This window comes from Flavobacterium sp. GCM10023249 (assembly GCF_042653365.1).
In the GTDB taxonomy this organism is placed as follows: domain Bacteria; phylum Bacteroidota; class Bacteroidia; order Flavobacteriales; family Flavobacteriaceae; genus Flavobacterium.
Window position 1 is genome coordinate 38,196 of sequence record NZ_JBHSHZ010000022.1, and the last position, 17,206, is coordinate 55,401.

Sequence of the window (17,206 nt, forward strand, 5' to 3'; positions counted from 1 at the left end):
TACTTTATTCCGCAAATAGCTTGCCATTCTTTATAAAATAACGGTAAACAATGGACTTTATTTTGTAATAATTTTCCCTCTGGTTCAAGTCTCTCTTTTTCAGAAACTTATAAAAATAAAGATACAAATTGAAGTGGGCGCGGAGTATCGCCCATAAATGACTAACTTTCCCTTGCATTAAAAAGCGTACGCCTGCAACACCATCCAATACCATGCGGATAAAGAGTACGGGGATCAATTTTCCTTTCGGTAGGTTCTTGGTCATCATCCACAAGGAATTCCTGAAATTCAAATAGGTTTTGTGAGGACTACCAGTTTGTAAAGTAGCGCCACCTACATGGTATACCGTAGATTGACCACAATACTTTATGGTAAGGTTTTTATTGAAAGCCCGCCAACACAAATCAATCTCTTCCTGATGGGCAAAGAAATCGGAATCAAAGCCACCTAATGTTCGGTATACTTCTTTACGGATAAAGAAACATGCACCTGATGCCCAAAAAATGGTTCGGGTATCGTCATACTGTCCATGATCTTTCTCCAAGGTTTCAAAAATACGACCTCGACAATACGGGTAGGCATATTGATCAATGAATCCACCACCGGCTCCGGCATATTCAAAATAGGCTTTGTTCTTAAAATCCAATATCTTGGGTTGAATAATGGCTGTATTCGGCTCCTTTTCAAATAAGGAAAGAATCGGGACCAGCCAGTTTTCGGTAACTTCAATGTCGGAATTGACCAACGCATAAAGGGGTTCTTCTACCGTAACCAAAGCTTCATTATATCCTTTGGCAAATCCGAAATTGCCTTGGTTTTCTATGATTTTTACGGAAGGGTAATGTGCTTTGACAAAGGCTACGGAGGTATCAGTGGAGGCATTGTCTGCTACATAAATGGTAGCTTCAGGTGAATACTTTACCACCGACGGTAGGAATTGCTCCAGCAATTGTACTCCGTTCCAGTTTAATATGACGACTGCTATTTTATTCATTAGTAGTGATTGGGTATTTCAAATAGTCTTGCTCTATTTTTTTATGCAATTCATCTCTTTTTAGATTGTTTTGAATGCCTTCCAATAAGCTGATAACTATTTTTGAAGTGATTGATTTTGGATTCTTGGAAATGAAACGCTCAAATTCTTTTTTATTTTCAGCATTGAGTTGGTTGTCTTCGTTGCCATAATCTTCAAATGTAGGAGTATTGTCCAGACCAAAAAGATAGATGCTCAATAAATTTTTATAATTCTCTTTTACTTCCGCATACAATTTACTATTCGGGTATTTCAATAAAAATTTTTCCCAGTTTAAAACCAAAACGGAAAGTTCCTGAAAGGTTATAACTAAACCGGCATCAGCACCTATTAAATCCTTGTTTTCAAAAGCTTCTAGCTTTACAAACTCATTGTAATCAGGTGGCAACTTGTTGTCGAAAATTGTTTGATAAAAATCGGCCTTTGGTCTTATTTCAATATAACCTTCTCCAATTTCCCAAAACTCTATATGCGCTTTCTCTAGGTTTTTAAATTTGGTTTGTAACGAATCTGGCAGTTCTAATGCATGGCTTTTTTCAGATATATGGGTGTAATAATTATCGATTATATAGCCGTTGTCGTTGTTTATTTTAGTAATCAAATCGGTAGTGTTTTCTCTGAATTTCAAATACAAAGCCAATGCATTGCTAGTAGTGAGATGCTTTTTAACCGAATCGGTCTTGAAAATAATTTCCTGTAAAGCGCTTTCTGTTGCCGAAATGTGATTTTCTTTTGTATCGGGTTTTGAACTTATGCTTGTAGGTAAAGTTGTTGTTGTAGTGGTAGTTTTACTGTTGTTATCTTTCCCACAGGAAACCAAAAGGAGTACGATTAAGGTGTAAAGGCTGTTTTTCATGTTTAGTTGTATTCAGGTAAATCCCTTAGGAAATTGTACTGTTCGTTCTTGAAATCCATCTGGCAAAAATAATGCTGTAACCCATTGGTCACCATCAAATAGTTGGCTTGCAATACCATATTGTAACGCGCTATCTGATCAAACACATTCTGAGTAATGGTTACTTCTGGCGCTTTGCACTCAATCAATACAAAAATGCTTCCATCCGGATTGAATACTACAACATCATAGCGTTTGGTCATTCCATTAATAGTAATCCTCTTTTCAACATTGATATAGGATTTGGAATACTTTTTTTCTTCCAGAAGATAACGTACTACATGTTGCCTTACCCATTCCTCAGGGGTGAGAATCACAAATTTTTTCCGTATTTCATCAAAAATAGCCACTTTATTTTCACTATTTTTGAACCGAAAGTTGTATGTTGGAAAATTTAATTGCTGCAAAGTAGACAGTTTGTGGTTTATTGTTAATTGTTTTTGATTGCTATGGCAAAAATAGAAAAATTTGAGGACTTAGAAATTTGGAACAAAGCAAGGGAAATTTGCTATGATATTGAACAATTATTTGAGACTACAAATTTAGGAAAAAGATTTTCACTCAAGGATCAGATGGACAGAAGTTCGGGCTCAATTATGGATAATATTGCTGAAGGTTTTGAAAGAAACGGAAACAGAGAATTCATTCATTTTTTAAGTTTTTCAAAAGGTTCCTGTGGCGAGTTGAAATCTCAATCATATAGAGCTTTTGACAAAAAACTAATAACGCAAAACGATTTTGAGAGTATAGCTTTAAAAATTGAATTGGTAAAAAACAAAATAGTAGCTTTTATGAAATATTTGAATAATTCTGAAATTAAAGGGTTGAAGTTCAGTAACAACAAACAATAAATAATAAACAACAAACCATATAAATGGAGGAAGTTCTAAAAATCATAAAAGACATTCAAGCCGGAAATATCAAACCCATTTATTTCTTAATGGGAGAAGAACCATACTATATAGATAAGCTCGCAGAATACTTCGAACAGAATATACTACAGGAACATGAACGTGATTTCAATCAAACGGTTTTGTACGGTCGCGATGTAACGATAGAAGATATTGTTGGGAATGCAAAACGGTATCCTATGATGGCCGATCGTCAAGTGGTAATTGTCAAAGAAGCGCAAGAATTGTCACGAACTATTGACAAGTTAGAATCTTATGCCGAAAATCCACAGGACACAACGGTTTTGGTCATCTGTTATAAATACAAAACACTCGACAAACGTAAAAAGGTTACCAAGGTGCTAGAGAAAAACGGACTGGTATTCGAAAGTAAAAAGTTATACGAAAACCAGGTAGCCGATTGGCTTAAACGTGTTCTGGCTGGAAAGAAATTATCTATAGAACCAAAAGCGGCCGCCATGTTCGTGGATTTCTTAGGTACTGACTTGAGCCGTATTGCCAATGAAATAGATAAACTGACCATCATCCTAAAACCTGGGGAAGTTATCACCCCGGCGATTATCGAAGAAAATATTGGCTTTAGTAAAGATTTCAACCCGTTCGAATTCCGAAAGGCTATCGGGGAACGCAATCAACTAAAAGCGTACCAAATTGCCGACTATTTTGCCCAAAACCCTAAAGATAACCCGCTAGTACTTACGGTAGGCCTTGTTTTTAGTTTCTTTTCGCAATTGCTCCAATACCACGGTTTAAAAGACAAGAATCCTAAAAATGTAGCTTCTGCCTTAAGGGTCAATCCTTATTTTGTCAAAGACTATGAATTGGCTGCCCGCAATTTTCCCATGAAAAAAGTAAGTGGTATCGTAGCGACTTTAAAAGATATCGACTTGAAAAGTAAAGGGGTTGGGGCCAATAACCTGCAGCAATCGGACTTGCTGAAAGAAATGTTGGTCAAAATTTTTAATTAAGAGGTAATGAAGTTGAAGAAGTGGTACTGGTTGGTTTTTCTTATCGTTGCAATGCTTTTACACTGGTTTGCAATGCCGGATGTTATTTTGAACGATCATAGTGGCGGCTCTTGCTACCAAGGTATAACTCGAGGTATCACTCACTTTTTATTTGTGGTTTGTATTTTCTTCGCACTAATTAGCTTTCTTTTACTACTAGGAAATAAAAGAAGTTTTTCAATACTAACGGGACTGACTTCCGCAGGGATATGGATACTATGGAGTTTTGTTTTGATTAGCGAATACCATGGCTATGGGTTCTTATATGCCGCACCATTTTTACTTTATATTACTTCGTATCTTTATGGTTTGTTTTCGAATAAAGTACTTTAACTTACATCTAATGCTATGAAAATTCTAAGAAATAGTATCGTGGTTATTCTCGGTTTGATAATCGGAATTATCATTAATATGAAAATAATTGTATACGGATCATCAGTTGTACGATATCCTTCCGGTGTAGATCCTACCAATGCTGAAAGTCTTAAAACGGGTATTCATTTACTCGGGTTCAAACATTTTATGATTCCTTTTGTAGCACATGCTATTGGATCATTAATAGGTGCCTTTATCGCCGCAAAATTTAGTGCTTCCAAACATTTTACGTTAGCTCTTATTGTAGGTGGCTTCTTCATGATTGGAGGTATTTCTATGGTATTTATTCTTCCCAATGCGCCGGTTTGGTTCTGTCTATTGGACATCTTATTGGCTTATATTCCAATGGCCTATTTAGGATGGAAATTCTCAGGAAAAGGCAAATAAATACAAAAGTATCACAACGATTACTGATTTTGTGAGACATTAAATTTTAGAAAAAGAATATAAATTCCGATATTTGTTGACCAATTTTACAAACCAAATAGATTTATTATGAGTGTAGGAATGAATAAAAACACTGTGTTAGGCTGGGCAACATTAATCATGATAGTAATGGGATTATTACTAATAGGACTTGGTGTTTACAGATATGCTGATGTTGCCGGATGGGGATTTAGTGCCGTTGGAGTAGGTTTCTTAGCGAATGCATGGGTATTCAGTTCATTAAAAGGAAGAGTATAAAGAAATGATACTTCTAGTAAAAAAGGAACCTTATAGGTTCCTTTTTTTTTATTGGTGTAATTCCACGATCCTCTAATTTCATTACCGATACCACTAGGTTATAAAAAAGAGGGCGAATTTCACGCTATTGGTAGTTATAATTGAATTCTTCTTTTAGTGGTAGATTATTGGGAGTCTGGATCAATCGATTCTCCTTTACAATTCGATTTTGATTGTTTAACACATACTCTATTGTTGCTTCATGAACTCGGATGCCATTGTTGTCTTGGGTAAAACCTGAAGGTAAATTTTTAGAGACGGCTTCCATAGTGTAGGCCATGCTCTTCCCGGAAACATAATTGTGTAACGAATAATTCATTTTCCACTCTTTCCCATATAGGAATTGATGGTAATTGGAATTGTTGAGTAAGGTGGTATAGGTATAGTTTCTAGTGATGGGCGTAGCTGCTAAACTATTGTCGGTATACGAGGTCAAATTACCATTGGTGTAAACAAACGTGCATTCGTGATCAATTATCCCATTTTCATCGAAATAGCGCTCACTTGTTATGTTGTTGTTGGCATCAACCGTTAGTTCTGTAAGTATTCTTGCTTCTGGTGTGCCGAAACGAACAAGTATTTTGCTGCCGGTATAAGTAAAATAGTAAAGATTTACTCTTTCTTGATCCTCCGTAATAAAGGTTTTACTTAATGTTATTATACGTCCTTTACTGTCGTAGGTATACGCTATTTTTGAGGTCAACCTAGTGGATATGGAGTTGCTGATTTTTGAAACTAAATTGTTCTGATAACTATAGTCTTCACGAAATCCATAGCTATCCTGACTATTCATTAGTTTGCCCTTGTAGAAGCTTAATTTTTTTTCATAAGTGGTACCGCTTTGCTCATCATGTGATAGCGCAGTAATCGAGCTCAATTGGTTGTTTTGAGCAGAAGTGGCTTCGTCGTCGTTGGAACAAGAAACAATCAGTAATCCTGTTACCAAAAGAAATAATTTTTTCATAGGTTGGCTTTTAGTATTGTATATACCCTATAGTCTTTCTTTTTTTTAAAGGTTGCGTCAACGCGAAACTTTTTTTTATTTTGGTTGCGAGCCGAGTGAAATGAAGTGGCTTTTGTTGTTATGGATAAACTTCCAAGCAGTTGAGATGTAAGGTATTGTCTCCTTTTAAAATATACGGCACATCATTTATTTCCTGATAAAAACGAATCCCACAAAATACAAATAGGGTAGTGTTGTGATCAGGAACGCTTGTAGGAACCAACGAATTGCGGATTGCCGAATGGTGTCTTGATACAACCCAAGGCAAACTCTCGTGTAGGGTAAAGGTCAGATTCGTAAAATCAAATGCCAAGACACCAAAACGTATTTCTACATGGGTCGAAGCCGAAGGAAAGGCTACTTTACTAATGTCAAACCGGTCAAGCGTGAGTGTATGATCAGTAGGGGTGTAGCGACAGTCACACTGTAGGGTATTCTTGACGGTGTTGCCATCAGTAAAGGCAAAATCGGCAAATAGTTTAGAACCCATAGCGGTTTGCAATCCTTCATGCACTGTACGTTGCCCACGCTTCGATACGGAATCACAATTCTTCACTTCCTGGAGCATGCGCATCATTCTGCCATGAAAACTGCTGTCGTGATGCAATCCCATAAAAGGAAGTAAGGCCAACCGCAACTGTTTTTTTACTTTGGAACAATGCCCAAATTCACTCCCGTTTTCCCTTACACGCACCATAGATGGATTGGTTTTTATTGACTTGGATGTAAATCCTCCTCCTGCTTTCCGCGCCACCGGTTTTCCTTTGCGGATATAAAAATTAATGCCTTCCAATGTCCCGTCTAATGCGATTAACCCTTTTTGATTGGCCATAAGTATACTGTTTTAATCAATAATCAATTTGTAAGTAAATTCGTAAACAAATACCTTGCCGGAATTTAGTCGATAGTCATTAAAGGGGGTGTTGTTATTTATTGTGGCTATGCTCATTCAAAATGACTAACGGTAATCTCTGTTCCCAAATACTAATGGATAAAAATGAAGAGTAAAGAGTAAAAAATGTAAAACGAAAAGCAATGAACATAGTTTAAGGATTGCTTGCTAAAGCACTATATTTGTAAACAACAGAGGGCGTTGTGTTTAAGATTAAGCACTAGGCTAATTGAAGAAGAGGAACATGATTAATAATAAAGCAGTAGAATTTTATTTGAAAAACGCAGAGGAGAGATTCATCAGAAATGAAAAGTATATACTCCATAATAAAGAGGTTGTATTTCCAACCGAAACTGTTTTCTTCGACATTTTCGAATGGCTGCAAAATGAAAAAATAGTAGCTTTTTTGCATCGGAAGACTAAGATTGGAAAAGAGGATATTGAGGCAATTTTTTACGAAATAAACTATACGTTCCTGATCTTTCTTGATGGCAATGCGGTTAAAAATCCTTTGATTCAGAGGATTTCAATCGAGTTGTTTAAGTGTATGATGTTTTGCAACATCTCAAAGGACAGACGGGTAGTGGTCAACAACCGTATCATTCAAGAATTGGCGTTATTGAATTCCTGGGAAGAAAAATCAGATCTTTTATTTAAAAGAGACGGAAACAATATCAGCTTATTTTATAAGGAAATTAATTTGTCCGAATGGCTGACAGTTGTTTTTTCTGATAAAGAATTGATGGGTTTGTTCTCTTCTGAATTCAATGAAACTGAGGTACGGATGGCTTTTGATTTTTTATTGGAAGCTTTGACAATGGCTGCTGTGGAAAGGGAGGAAAAAGGAATAACGGATAAGGATATAAAGGAAGTAAAAGAAGCACTGGAATTTTATCTGTTGGCCGACTATTGGGACAGTAGCCTTAATGAGATGAATAAGCCCGATAAGTTAACTATTACGCCTACAAAAAACGTCATTGATCTGGATAAATATAGCGCTGATTTACCCCAGTCCCAAAAAGACAATTTTGATGTAGAAAAAATTTATGAGAGTAGTTTTATCATAACGCAATTTATAATTCGTTTTTGTTTTCTAAATCACGAAGCAATCTCGTCCATTTTTAATTACTTCAAAGAGGATGAGAAGTCGAAAAAAGTGTTGATGATAGCATTGATTTTTCACGATATTTTTAACTACAATGAAAGAATGGAATTCTATCGATTAAGGAATGAATTGCCTTCCGGCCTTTGGCTCAGTTATTTTGATGATATAGAGGATAAATGATAAAACGATAAGTAAAAATGTCTTTAGAAAGATTAAACCAATTGTGCGATAATTTAAAAAGTAACAGGAATAGATTTCAATTTTTAGATCCTGATTCCGGTGAAATTATGGAGTTTCCTAGCAATGAACTAAATCATACTGACGAAGGTATTCATTGGCAAATATATAAAAGGGACGTAACCCAAAAAATAGATTTGTATTTTTCGATAGCCAATTGGTTAGGTCTTTATAACCGCAATATAAATGATATCTCGAGTTGTAATGTTTGGCATAATGGTAGTTATACCCATATTGAATTGTATTTTTCTAAAATCAACTCAAAGGCTTGGAAACTCGATATGGAAGAATTTATCACAGCTTTAAACGATTTCGAAAGCACACTTTAATAATGTACTTTTTATAATGGAGCAAAAGTAAGATTTACTTCTTCACAGTATACTATTTCATCTTATCCAAAGTGGGATATATGGCGTATATATGGCGTATATATAGCGTGTATATGGCGTGTATATGGCGTAACAACCTTTTTAATTTATAATAACTGGATAATAGATACTACCCATCAAAATTTACAATCATTGGGCTACTCTTTGCTGAAGACTAAGGACTAAGGACTCTTCACTAATTACTAAGGACTAAAAGCCAATTACTCTTCACTAATTACTCTCAAATTCTTATATTTGTAACCTTTGTAATAAAAACGAATAATAAATAAACAAATCCATTACTATGTCTGACGATAAGAAAGTAATCTTTTCCATGTCGAGAGTAAGCAAGACTTATTCATCAACAAACAAACAAGTATTAAAGGATATCTATCTGAGTTTCTTCTACGGTGCTAAAATTGGTATCTTAGGTTTAAACGGTTCAGGTAAATCCTCTCTATTGAAAATCATCGCTGGTGTAGATAAAAACTACCAAGGGGATGTAGTGTTCGCTCCTGGATACACTGTAGGGTATTTAGAGCAGGAACCACAATTGGACGACAATAAAACCGTTATCGAAATTGTTCGTGAAGGTGCTGCTGAAGCAGTAGCTTTATTGGAAGAATTCAATACCATCAACGATCAATTCGGTCTTCCGGAAGTATACGAAGATGCCGATAAGATGCAAAAATTGATGGATCGTCAGGCTGAATTACAAGATAAAATCGATGCTTGCGGTGCATGGGAATTGGACACCAAACTGGAAATCGCAATGGACGCTTTACGTTGTCCTGATGCCGATACGCCAATTAAGGTATTATCAGGTGGAGAACGCCGTCGTGTTGCTTTATGCCGCTTATTATTACAAGAGCCGGATGTATTGTTACTGGATGAGCCTACCAACCACTTAGATGCGGAATCTGTTCACTGGTTAGAACAACACTTGCAACAATACAAAGGAACTATCATCGCTGTAACGCACGACCGTTATTTCTTAGACAATGTTGCCGGTTGGATCTTAGAATTAGATAGAGGTGAAGGTATTCCTTGGAAAGGAAACTACTCGTCTTGGTTAGACCAAAAGTCGAAACGTATGGAGCAAGAGGAGAAAGTGGCTTCAAAACGCCGTAAAACATTAGAACGTGAGTTGGATTGGGTACGTCAGGGAGCGAAAGGCCGTCAGACGAAACAAAAAGCACGTCTACAAAACTACGACCGTTTATTGAACGAAGATCAAAAAGAACTAGACGAGAAATTGGAAATCTACATCCCGAATGGTCCACGTTTAGGTACGAACGTAATCAATGCACACAATGTAGCAAAAGCTTTCGGAGATAAATTATTATATGATAATCTTGAATTTACGTTGCCTCAGGCAGGTATCGTGGGTATCATCGGTCCGAACGGTGCCGGTAAAACAACCATTTTCAAAATGATCATGAATGAATTACAACCGGACAGTGGCGAATTCAGTACGGGTGAAACAGTTAAGATTGCCTATGTGGATCAGTCTCACTCTAACATCGATCCTGAAAAATCCATCTGGGAAAATTTCTGTGAAGGTCAGGAATTGATTATGATGGGTGGCCGTCAAGTAAACTCTAGAGCCTACTTGTCTCGTTTCAATTTCGGAGGAAGTGACCAAAACAAGAAAGTAAACACGCTTTCTGGGGGTGAACGTAACCGTCTGCACTTGGCCATGACGCTTAGAGAAGAAGGTAACGTATTGTTACTGGATGAGCCTACGAATGATTTGGACATCAACACACTTCGTGCTTTGGAAGAAGGTTTGGAAAACTTCGCAGGATGTGCCGTAGTAATCTCGCACGACCGTTGGTTCCTTGACCGTATCTGTACGCATATCCTTGCTTTTGAAGGAGATTCACAAGTGTATTTCTTTGAAGGTGGATTCTCAGAATACGAAGAAAATCGTAAAAAACGTTTGGGTGATACTGCTCCAACCAAACTGAAATATAAAAAATTAGTACGCTAATTCATTTAAACTCCGCTTTTAGCGGAGTTTTTTTATTAGTATTTGTTTGGAAATTAGTACATTTAGCCAAATTAAATGGCTTTGTTTTACAATTATGTCTCTTTTGAAGAGGTATAGAAAGACAATCTATGATTAAAACACTACCTTTTTATATTCTTGTGTCTTTGTTTGTTTTGGGAACCGCCTATTCTCAAGACAAGACTCCGTCTAAAAAAGAAATTCAAACCAAAATCTCCAATGCACGTAATGCGCTATCGGATCTGGATTGCGAAAAATCATTACGCATCGCAGAAGAAGCATTAAAGGATTCCTATGCTATCAATGATAACTTACTAATCGCTAAATCCTACAATGTTATCGGCTCTAACTTTCTTGAATTTCTAGATACCAAGAAAGCCAAAATGTATTACAATAAATCGCTTCAATATGCCAATCTAACCACTAATGATACCATAAAAGATTGGGTGTACAATAATCTTGGTGCGCTTTATTCGTACTATGAAAATGACTTTGAAAAGGGAATAGAATATTATAAAAAAGGATTAATCTACACCGAGAAAACCAAAGATCCTATACAGATTACTTACAACTCTTTGAACATAGCGGGTGCTTATTTTTCTGAGGATTTGTATGATGAAGGTTTACCCTTTTTACAAAAAGCAGAACGAAATTTGGGACAACACAATGAAGTAGAAGCCCGAATTACCTATTATTCTCAGTTGGGTTCGTATTTAAGTGCCAAAGGTAAAAACCAAGAAGCGGAAGCCAGTTTCCATAAAGCAATTTCTTTTGGAGAACATGAAAAGACCAATTTACTGGATTCCTATTTGGCTGAGGTATACAGTGATTTTTCACTACACTATTTGAAGAATAAAAACTACCAAAAGGCATATCATTACCTGGATTTGAATAATAAACTCAAAGAAGAAATTTACAATGCAGATCGTACCGAAAAGGTAAGAGCTTATGAAAATAAATTGGAAATTGACGAATACAAAAGACAAATCGATTTTATAGAAGGTGAGAAGCTTCGTAAAGAGAAAAGTTTGCAACAAACCTGGATTATAATTATTTTATGTTTGGTAAGTATCACCATATTGATTGCTTTCGCCTTTAATTTATTCCGAAATAATAAATTGCGTAAGAAGAATTACCGTGAATTGGAACAAGCCAATCATGAATTGGAAGAGGCAAAAAATAAAGCCGAAGAAGTCAACCAATTGAAATCGCAGTTTGTCACTACCATAACTCATGAATTACGAACGCCTTTGTATGGTGTTATCGGTATAACCGATATCATTTCGGAAGAATATCCTGAACTGAACAAAAGCAAATACTTGAGTTCGTTAAAGTTTTCAGCAAAATACCTCTTGTCTTTGGTGAACGATATTCTGCAAATGAATAAGATTACGGAAAAGAAAATCATCCTGGAGAATCTACCTTTCGATTTACGCTATGAATTGGATTCTATCAAAAACAGCTTACAGGTGATAGCACAGAAAAATCGTAATGAAATAGTGGTTACGATTGATGATTCGGTACCGCAATATATCATCAGTGATAAGATAAGGTTGTCACAAATTTTCATGAATTTAATTAGCAACTCTCTTAAATTTACAGAGAATGGTAAGGTTGAGGTTGTGGTAAATGCACTGGAAAAAGATTCTACAACCTGTCGTCTACAATTCGAAGTGATTGATAATGGTATCGGAATTTCAAAGGAAGATCACGATAAAATATTTGAAGAGTTTGTTCAGATTGAACGTAGAGAGGACGATTATCAGGGAACTGGTTTAGGTTTACCTATCGTAAAAAAATTAGTGGAGTTATTTGGAGGTGAAATCAATTTGGAAAGCGAAGAAAACATAGGAACTAAAATAGCTTTCACTTTGAAGTTTGATTACGATGCGCAGTTCTCACCGGATGCTTTCCCTGGGGTGGTAGATACATTACACAGCGCCCAAAATAATGGGATGAAGGTGTTGTTAGTAGAAGACAACAAAATCAATCAAGTCGTTACCGAAAGAATTCTAAGCAATTTCGGATTTGAAACCGTTATTGTCGAAAGTGGGGCAGAAGCGATTGCACAATTGCAACAGCATGCATTTGATGTGGTCTTAATGGATATCAATATGCCTCAAATGAATGGTTTTGAAACCACTAAACTAATTCGGTCGCAGCAAATAGATGTTCCTGTGATTGCTTTAACCGCTTTTGACAAACAGGAAATCAATGAGGATATCATTAACTCAGGAATGAACGGGGTAATGATTAAACCCTTTGAGCCTTCTGTACTACACAAAATGATTGTTCAAATTATAACCGCTCATAAAAAAGAAAACCTTTCAACCAAGAGTAGTTGAAAGGTTTTCAATGCAATAAGCGTATGAAATTTATTGCATTTTCAATACAGTGAACACGGAACGTCTGTTCAATTGGTGTGCATCTTCCGTACAATCGACACCATCTTTACAATCATTCACTAAATTGTATTCACCAAAACCTTCATATTTTTTTATTCGCTTCGGATCAACTCCTCTAGATACTAAGTAATCATGAGTTGAATTTGCTCTTCGGATACCCAGCGCTTCATTGTATTTGAAACTACCACGGCTGTCCGTATGGGAACCTATTTCAATAGCCATTTGTGGATAAGTCAGTAACATTAAATCGGCTACTTTGTTCAATTCGGTTTTCGCATCCTGACGTATACTATACTTGTCAAAATCAAAATAAATGTTTTCAATATTCACACCGGCAAGAACATCAACATCCGGCACGGGGTCCAATTCGAAGTCAACCACAACGAAAGTCTTGCCCTTTGAGTTGTGGGTGTCTGCGATTTTAGAAGGCTCCGGCTGGTATTTCGGATGTGATGCCTCAACAGTGTACGTGGTTTCTCTATCTACATTGATGCTGTATTCGCCTTTATCGTCTGTAACTAAATCGGCAATTTGGTTACCGTCTTTGTCTTTAATAACAATTTTAGCATCTTTTATAGGTTGCTTATTAATGGCATCGGTAACAGTTCCTTTGATATAAAACAAAGGCACTTTATCAAAGCCGTAGATGTCATCATCCCCAATACCACCTTCACGGTTGGAAGAGATGAATCCTGTTTCACCGCTTTCATTCAAGAAAAACGAGAAATCATCCATAGGAGAATTAACAGGTACCCCAAGGTTGATAATTTCTTGAATAGTACCCTCCTGGTCATTCACAGTGGTAAAAATATCCAATTGTCCCAATCCTTGTAAACCATCAGAAGAGAAAAATAAGTTTCCGTCATTATGAACAAAAGGGAACAACTCATTTCCTTCGGTATTAATTTTGTCTCCCAAATTAACCGGGGTACCAAAGTTATCGCCGTTTACACTCACTTTATAGAGGTCGGATTTTCCTTTTCCTCCCGGCATATCGGAAGCAAAGTACAAGGTTGTACCATCGGCTGACAAGCTAGGATGTCCAACAGAATAATTATTGGAGTTGAAAGGTAATTCTTTAATATTGGTCCATTTACCTTGGTCGTTTAAAGTAGCTTTGTATATTTTTAGATTATTAGTGCCACCTGCATCTGTTGCTTTTTTACCTTCATTAAAATTATTGCGGGTAAAATACATGGTCTTACCATCTTTGGATACTGAAACCTGTCCTTCGTGAAAACGTGTATTCACATCACCTTCTACTTTTTTGGGATCAAGATATTTTTCACCCTCTTTCTTTGTGGTAAACAAATCAAGGAAGGGTTGTTGGTTCCAAGAATAGGTCCGTTTAATTCCAACGCCTTTGTCTCTACTGGAAGCAAAAGTTACGACACCATTTTTTTCAACAGCGCCAAAATCACTCAATTCCGAGTTAAAAGTTACCGGTTTAGAAAAATACTGTTGTTTAAGACCGTAGATATTGGTGATAAAATTTTTGTCTTCTATGATACGTTGCGTTCTCGAATCGACTACACCGGTTTCTTTGTATTTATTTAGCCACACTTCAGATTCATCATATTTTTTCAAAGCTCGTAAGGCTAAAGCATGTTTTAAATAATATTCAGGATCAATATTGGGTTGTTTCACAGCATCGGAATAATACAAAGTAGCATTTTGCGGATCACGAAGCATAGAATAACAATCGCCCAATCGTCTTTTAGCATACTCAGCGTTGTAATTGTTAGCTAACATCTCTTTGTAAACATCTATCGCTTTTACGTAAGAAAAACTGTTATAGAGGGCATCTGCTTTTTTCTGTTTCCCAAATTGAGCTGAAGCTGAAGGGATACATCCTAAAAGTAGAACGACTACGAATATTTGTATAACTTTTTTCATAATTCAGTCTATTAGGTTAGAAATAACGAGGTGATTTGTATTTTGACTTATCAAATTTGAAGTCAAACATTAACATGATTTCATGTGACCCCGAAGTATATGGCTTCAAATCAGACATCGGATAATCATAGGCATATCCAATTGTCAATTGTTTAGATAATTGGAAACTAACCAAAGCTCCTGCAGAATCTTCAAATCGGTACGAACCACCTATCCAGAGTTTATCGTTGAATAAGAAGGAAAGCGTCGCGTCGTAAGAGGCTGGTGAACCTTTTGTAAGTTTCACCAGTCCTGTCGGACGCATTTTAACACTTCCACTGTCATTCAAGTCAAAAACATACCCGGCTATAGTGTAAAAGTGTATTTGTTCAAAAGAAACATAACTTCCTAATTTGTTGTAATCGTTTTCGATAAGTTTTGGCGATGAAACACCGATATACCATCTTGGTTGATGAACATAGATTCCAGCTCCGATATTAGGTGTCCATCGATTTAGTTTTTCCTGAAAATAAGGATCGTTATAAACGTCTGGATCATTGAATAGTGCTTCGTCAATACTATAATAACTAAATCCTCCTTTTACCCCAAAAGCCATTTTGGTTTCTTGCGAAAGGTTAATAGTATACGAGAAATCGGCATACAAATAATTGAAATTTTCATAGCCCAGTTTATCATTTATAAATGAAAACCCGACACCTACTTTTTCATTTCTCAATGGAGAATGAATAGAGAACGTTTGTGTGGTTGGACCTCCGTCCATACCTACCCATTGACTTCTGTGTAGTCCTACAATGGTTAAAGCTTCACGGCTTCCTGCATATCCTGGATTAACAGAAATCGTATTGTACATATATTGGGTAAATTGTGGTGTTTGTTGTGCATTGGCACAGAACGTTACTACACCTATTACTAAGGTTATTACTATACGTTTCATATGGTGATTAGTTTTTGGTTCCTAAATAAAAATATCCATTGAATATGTCAAATCCGCTATTCACAATGTTAACCACATAATAGTAAGTACCTGCAGGCAAATTGCTGCTAGAAATAGCTTGATTCGCAATTCCACTCCAATCATTTTGATAATTACGATTTTCATAGAGTAAAGCACCCCAACGATTGAAAATTTTGACATCATATGTGAAACCACATGTCTCAAGTCCAGTTATTCTGAAGTAATCATTGTGACCGTCATCTCCAGGAGTTACCACTTTAGAGATTTTCAAATCGTTGATTGTACATGGTAATACCTCACAATCATCGTCAATTGTCATGTATACTTCTATGATTCTAGGACATGGCCCATCTGAAATTGTGTATCTGTAAACATAGAAACCTGCGTTAATTCCTGCTGGATTAAGAATGCTGCCAGTTAAACCACCGGTATTATTAACATCTACCCAAACACCTGTTGTTTCGGTTCCTTGAGGTAAGAAAGTGAATAAATCGATAGGAGCATCACCATTACAAACTGAACCGGTAACATAGGAGAACGGTTGGTCAATTGTTACGTTAATTACTTGATTGAACTCAGCTCTGTTTCCACATTGATCTGTTGCAACCCAATTTCGTATAATAACGTAACCATATTCACTTTGATCAGTTGTTGCTTCTGTATAAACTACAGAAACATTGGTTGAGCAATTGTCATTGAATATAATTTCTGGAACAGGAGGTATAGCTCCACAATTCACGTTAAGTACAGGCGGAATTTCCACATTTGGAATTGGTGCAATTGTGTCTTGAACTTGAATCGTTTGCGAATGTGAAATTGCATTTCCAGCACAATCCGTAGCTGACCATGTTCTAATTAATGTATAGTTAGATAAACAATTTCCTTCGTTGTTACGTCTTTCTTCATTGTACACAATTTGTACACTGTTGTCACAATTATCGGAAGCAGTCAATACAGCTGGAGCCGGAACATTATCACATTGTACCGTTACATCGCCAGGAAGTTGACCATTGAATACTGGTTTTGTAGTATCTTGAACAGTAACGATTTGAGTGTGTTGCTCGTTGTTACCGGCACAATCGGTTACCGACCAGTTTCTGGTGATAGTGTAATTGGCTGAACACGCATCGTCTTGTCCTGCGAAAGTTTCAGAGTATACGACTTGTACATTGTTGTCACAATTATCGGAAGCAGTCAATACAGCTGGAGCCGGAACGTTATCACATTGTACCGTTACATCGCCAGGAAGTTGACCGTTGAATACGGGTTTTGTAGTATCCTCAACAGTTACGATTTGTGTGTGTTGCTCGTTGTTACCGGCACAATCGGTTACCGACCAGTTTCTGGTGATCGTGTAATTGGCTGAACACGCATCGTCTTGTCCTGCAAA

Annotated in this window: 17 protein-coding genes; 9 read left to right on the top strand and 8 right to left on the bottom strand. The window is 36.6% G+C overall.

All coding sequences use genetic code 11. The annotated features are described in order from the left end of the window. Nucleotides 1-4 precede the first annotated feature (4 nt). The 3 genes from ACFO7M_RS16175 to ACFO7M_RS16185 are packed head-to-tail and all read right to left on the bottom strand — an operon-like array spanning nt 5 to nt 2,335. Nucleotides 5-994, bottom strand: a complete 990-nt coding sequence (locus ACFO7M_RS16175; RefSeq protein ID WP_379736888.1) for a glycosyltransferase family 2 protein — start codon at nt 992-994, stop codon at nt 5-7. Beyond that, nucleotides 987-1,889, bottom strand: coding sequence for a hypothetical protein (locus tag ACFO7M_RS16180; RefSeq protein WP_379736890.1), 903 nt, complete (start codon nt 1,887-1,889; stop codon nt 987-989). Before ACFO7M_RS16180 ends, ACFO7M_RS16175 begins: the two co-directional genes overlap by 8 nt. 2 nt (nt 1,890-1,891) lie before the next feature. Further along, nucleotides 1,892-2,335, bottom strand: a complete 444-nt coding sequence (locus tag ACFO7M_RS16185; RefSeq protein ID WP_379736892.1) for a type I restriction enzyme HsdR N-terminal domain-containing protein — start codon at nt 2,333-2,335, stop codon at nt 1,892-1,894. Between the two features lie 42 nt (nt 2,336-2,377). Here ACFO7M_RS16185 and ACFO7M_RS16190 point away from each other — a divergent pair, with 42 nt between their 5' ends. From ACFO7M_RS16190 to ACFO7M_RS16210, 5 genes are all read left to right on the top strand, one after another. Beyond that, nucleotides 2,378-2,779, top strand: a complete 402-nt coding sequence (locus ACFO7M_RS16190) for a four helix bundle protein (protein ID WP_379736894.1) — start codon at nt 2,378-2,380, stop codon at nt 2,777-2,779. A gap of 23 nt (nt 2,780-2,802) precedes the next feature. After that, nucleotides 2,803-3,807 (top strand): DNA polymerase III subunit delta, encoded by a 1,005-nt coding sequence (gene holA, locus ACFO7M_RS16195; RefSeq protein WP_379712984.1) that lies wholly within the window; start codon nt 2,803-2,805, stop codon nt 3,805-3,807. 6 nt (nt 3,808-3,813) lie between these two features. Continuing rightward, nucleotides 3,814-4,179 carry a hypothetical protein gene (locus ACFO7M_RS16200; RefSeq protein ID WP_379736896.1) on the top strand — a complete coding sequence of 122 codons (366 nt, stop codon included), beginning with the start codon at nt 3,814-3,816 and terminating at the stop codon, nt 4,177-4,179. Nucleotides 4,180-4,194: 15 nt separating this feature from the next. Next, on the top strand, nt 4,195-4,608 hold the full coding sequence (locus tag ACFO7M_RS16205) for a hypothetical protein (RefSeq protein WP_379736898.1): 414 nt from the start codon (nt 4,195-4,197) through the stop codon (nt 4,606-4,608). 120 nt (nt 4,609-4,728) lie between these two features. Then, complete coding sequence (locus ACFO7M_RS16210) at nt 4,729-4,905, top strand: CAL67264 family membrane protein (protein WP_379714984.1); 177 nt, start codon at nt 4,729-4,731, stop codon at nt 4,903-4,905. Nucleotides 4,906-5,029: 124 nt separating this feature from the next. Here ACFO7M_RS16210 and ACFO7M_RS16215 read toward each other — a convergent pair whose 3' ends face one another. Both ACFO7M_RS16215 and ACFO7M_RS16220 read right to left on the bottom strand, forming a co-directional pair. Continuing rightward, nucleotides 5,030-5,908 (bottom strand): hypothetical protein, encoded by an 879-nt coding sequence (locus tag ACFO7M_RS16215; protein WP_379712978.1) that lies wholly within the window; start codon nt 5,906-5,908, stop codon nt 5,030-5,032. Between the two features lie 118 nt (nt 5,909-6,026). Further along, nucleotides 6,027-6,779 (bottom strand): hypothetical protein, encoded by a 753-nt coding sequence (locus ACFO7M_RS16220; protein WP_379736900.1) that lies wholly within the window; start codon nt 6,777-6,779, stop codon nt 6,027-6,029. Between the two features lie 304 nt (nt 6,780-7,083). Between ACFO7M_RS16220 and ACFO7M_RS16225 the strand changes: the two genes are divergently transcribed. The 4 genes from ACFO7M_RS16225 (at nt 7,084) to ACFO7M_RS16240 (ending at nt 12,905) form a co-directional block, all read left to right on the top strand. Next, a complete protein-coding gene (locus tag ACFO7M_RS16225) occupies nt 7,084-8,124 on the top strand; it encodes a hypothetical protein (protein ID WP_379736902.1) in 1,041 nt (346 codons plus the stop codon). A 17-nt stretch (nt 8,125-8,141) separates the two neighbouring features. After that, entirely contained in the window at nt 8,142-8,510 is a 369-nt protein-coding gene (locus tag ACFO7M_RS16230; RefSeq protein WP_379736904.1) for a hypothetical protein, read from the top strand. 343 nt (nt 8,511-8,853) lie between these two features. Continuing rightward, nucleotides 8,854-10,542: an energy-dependent translational throttle protein EttA gene (ettA, locus tag ACFO7M_RS16235; RefSeq protein ID WP_379712970.1), complete on the top strand. Its 1,689-nt coding sequence runs from the start codon at nt 8,854-8,856 to the stop codon at nt 10,540-10,542. A gap of 128 nt (nt 10,543-10,670) precedes the next feature. Then, entirely contained in the window at nt 10,671-12,905 is a 2,235-nt protein-coding gene (locus tag ACFO7M_RS16240; RefSeq protein WP_379736907.1) for an ATP-binding protein, read from the top strand. A 30-nt stretch (nt 12,906-12,935) separates the two neighbouring features. Here the strand turns inward: ACFO7M_RS16240 and ACFO7M_RS16245 are convergent, their stop codons facing one another. The 3 genes from ACFO7M_RS16245 to ACFO7M_RS16255 all read right to left on the bottom strand — a co-directional run. After that, on the bottom strand, nt 12,936-14,861 hold the full coding sequence (locus tag ACFO7M_RS16245; RefSeq protein ID WP_379736909.1) for an OmpA family protein: 1,926 nt from the start codon (nt 14,859-14,861) through the stop codon (nt 12,936-12,938). A 16-nt stretch (nt 14,862-14,877) separates the two neighbouring features. After that, a complete protein-coding gene (locus ACFO7M_RS16250) occupies nt 14,878-15,795 on the bottom strand; it encodes a type IX secretion system membrane protein PorP/SprF (protein WP_379712964.1) in 918 nt (305 codons plus the stop codon). Between the two features lie 7 nt (nt 15,796-15,802). Further along, on the bottom strand, nt 15,803-17,206 hold a 1,404-nt coding region (locus tag ACFO7M_RS16255; RefSeq protein ID WP_379736911.1), incomplete at its 5' end, for a gliding motility-associated C-terminal domain-containing protein.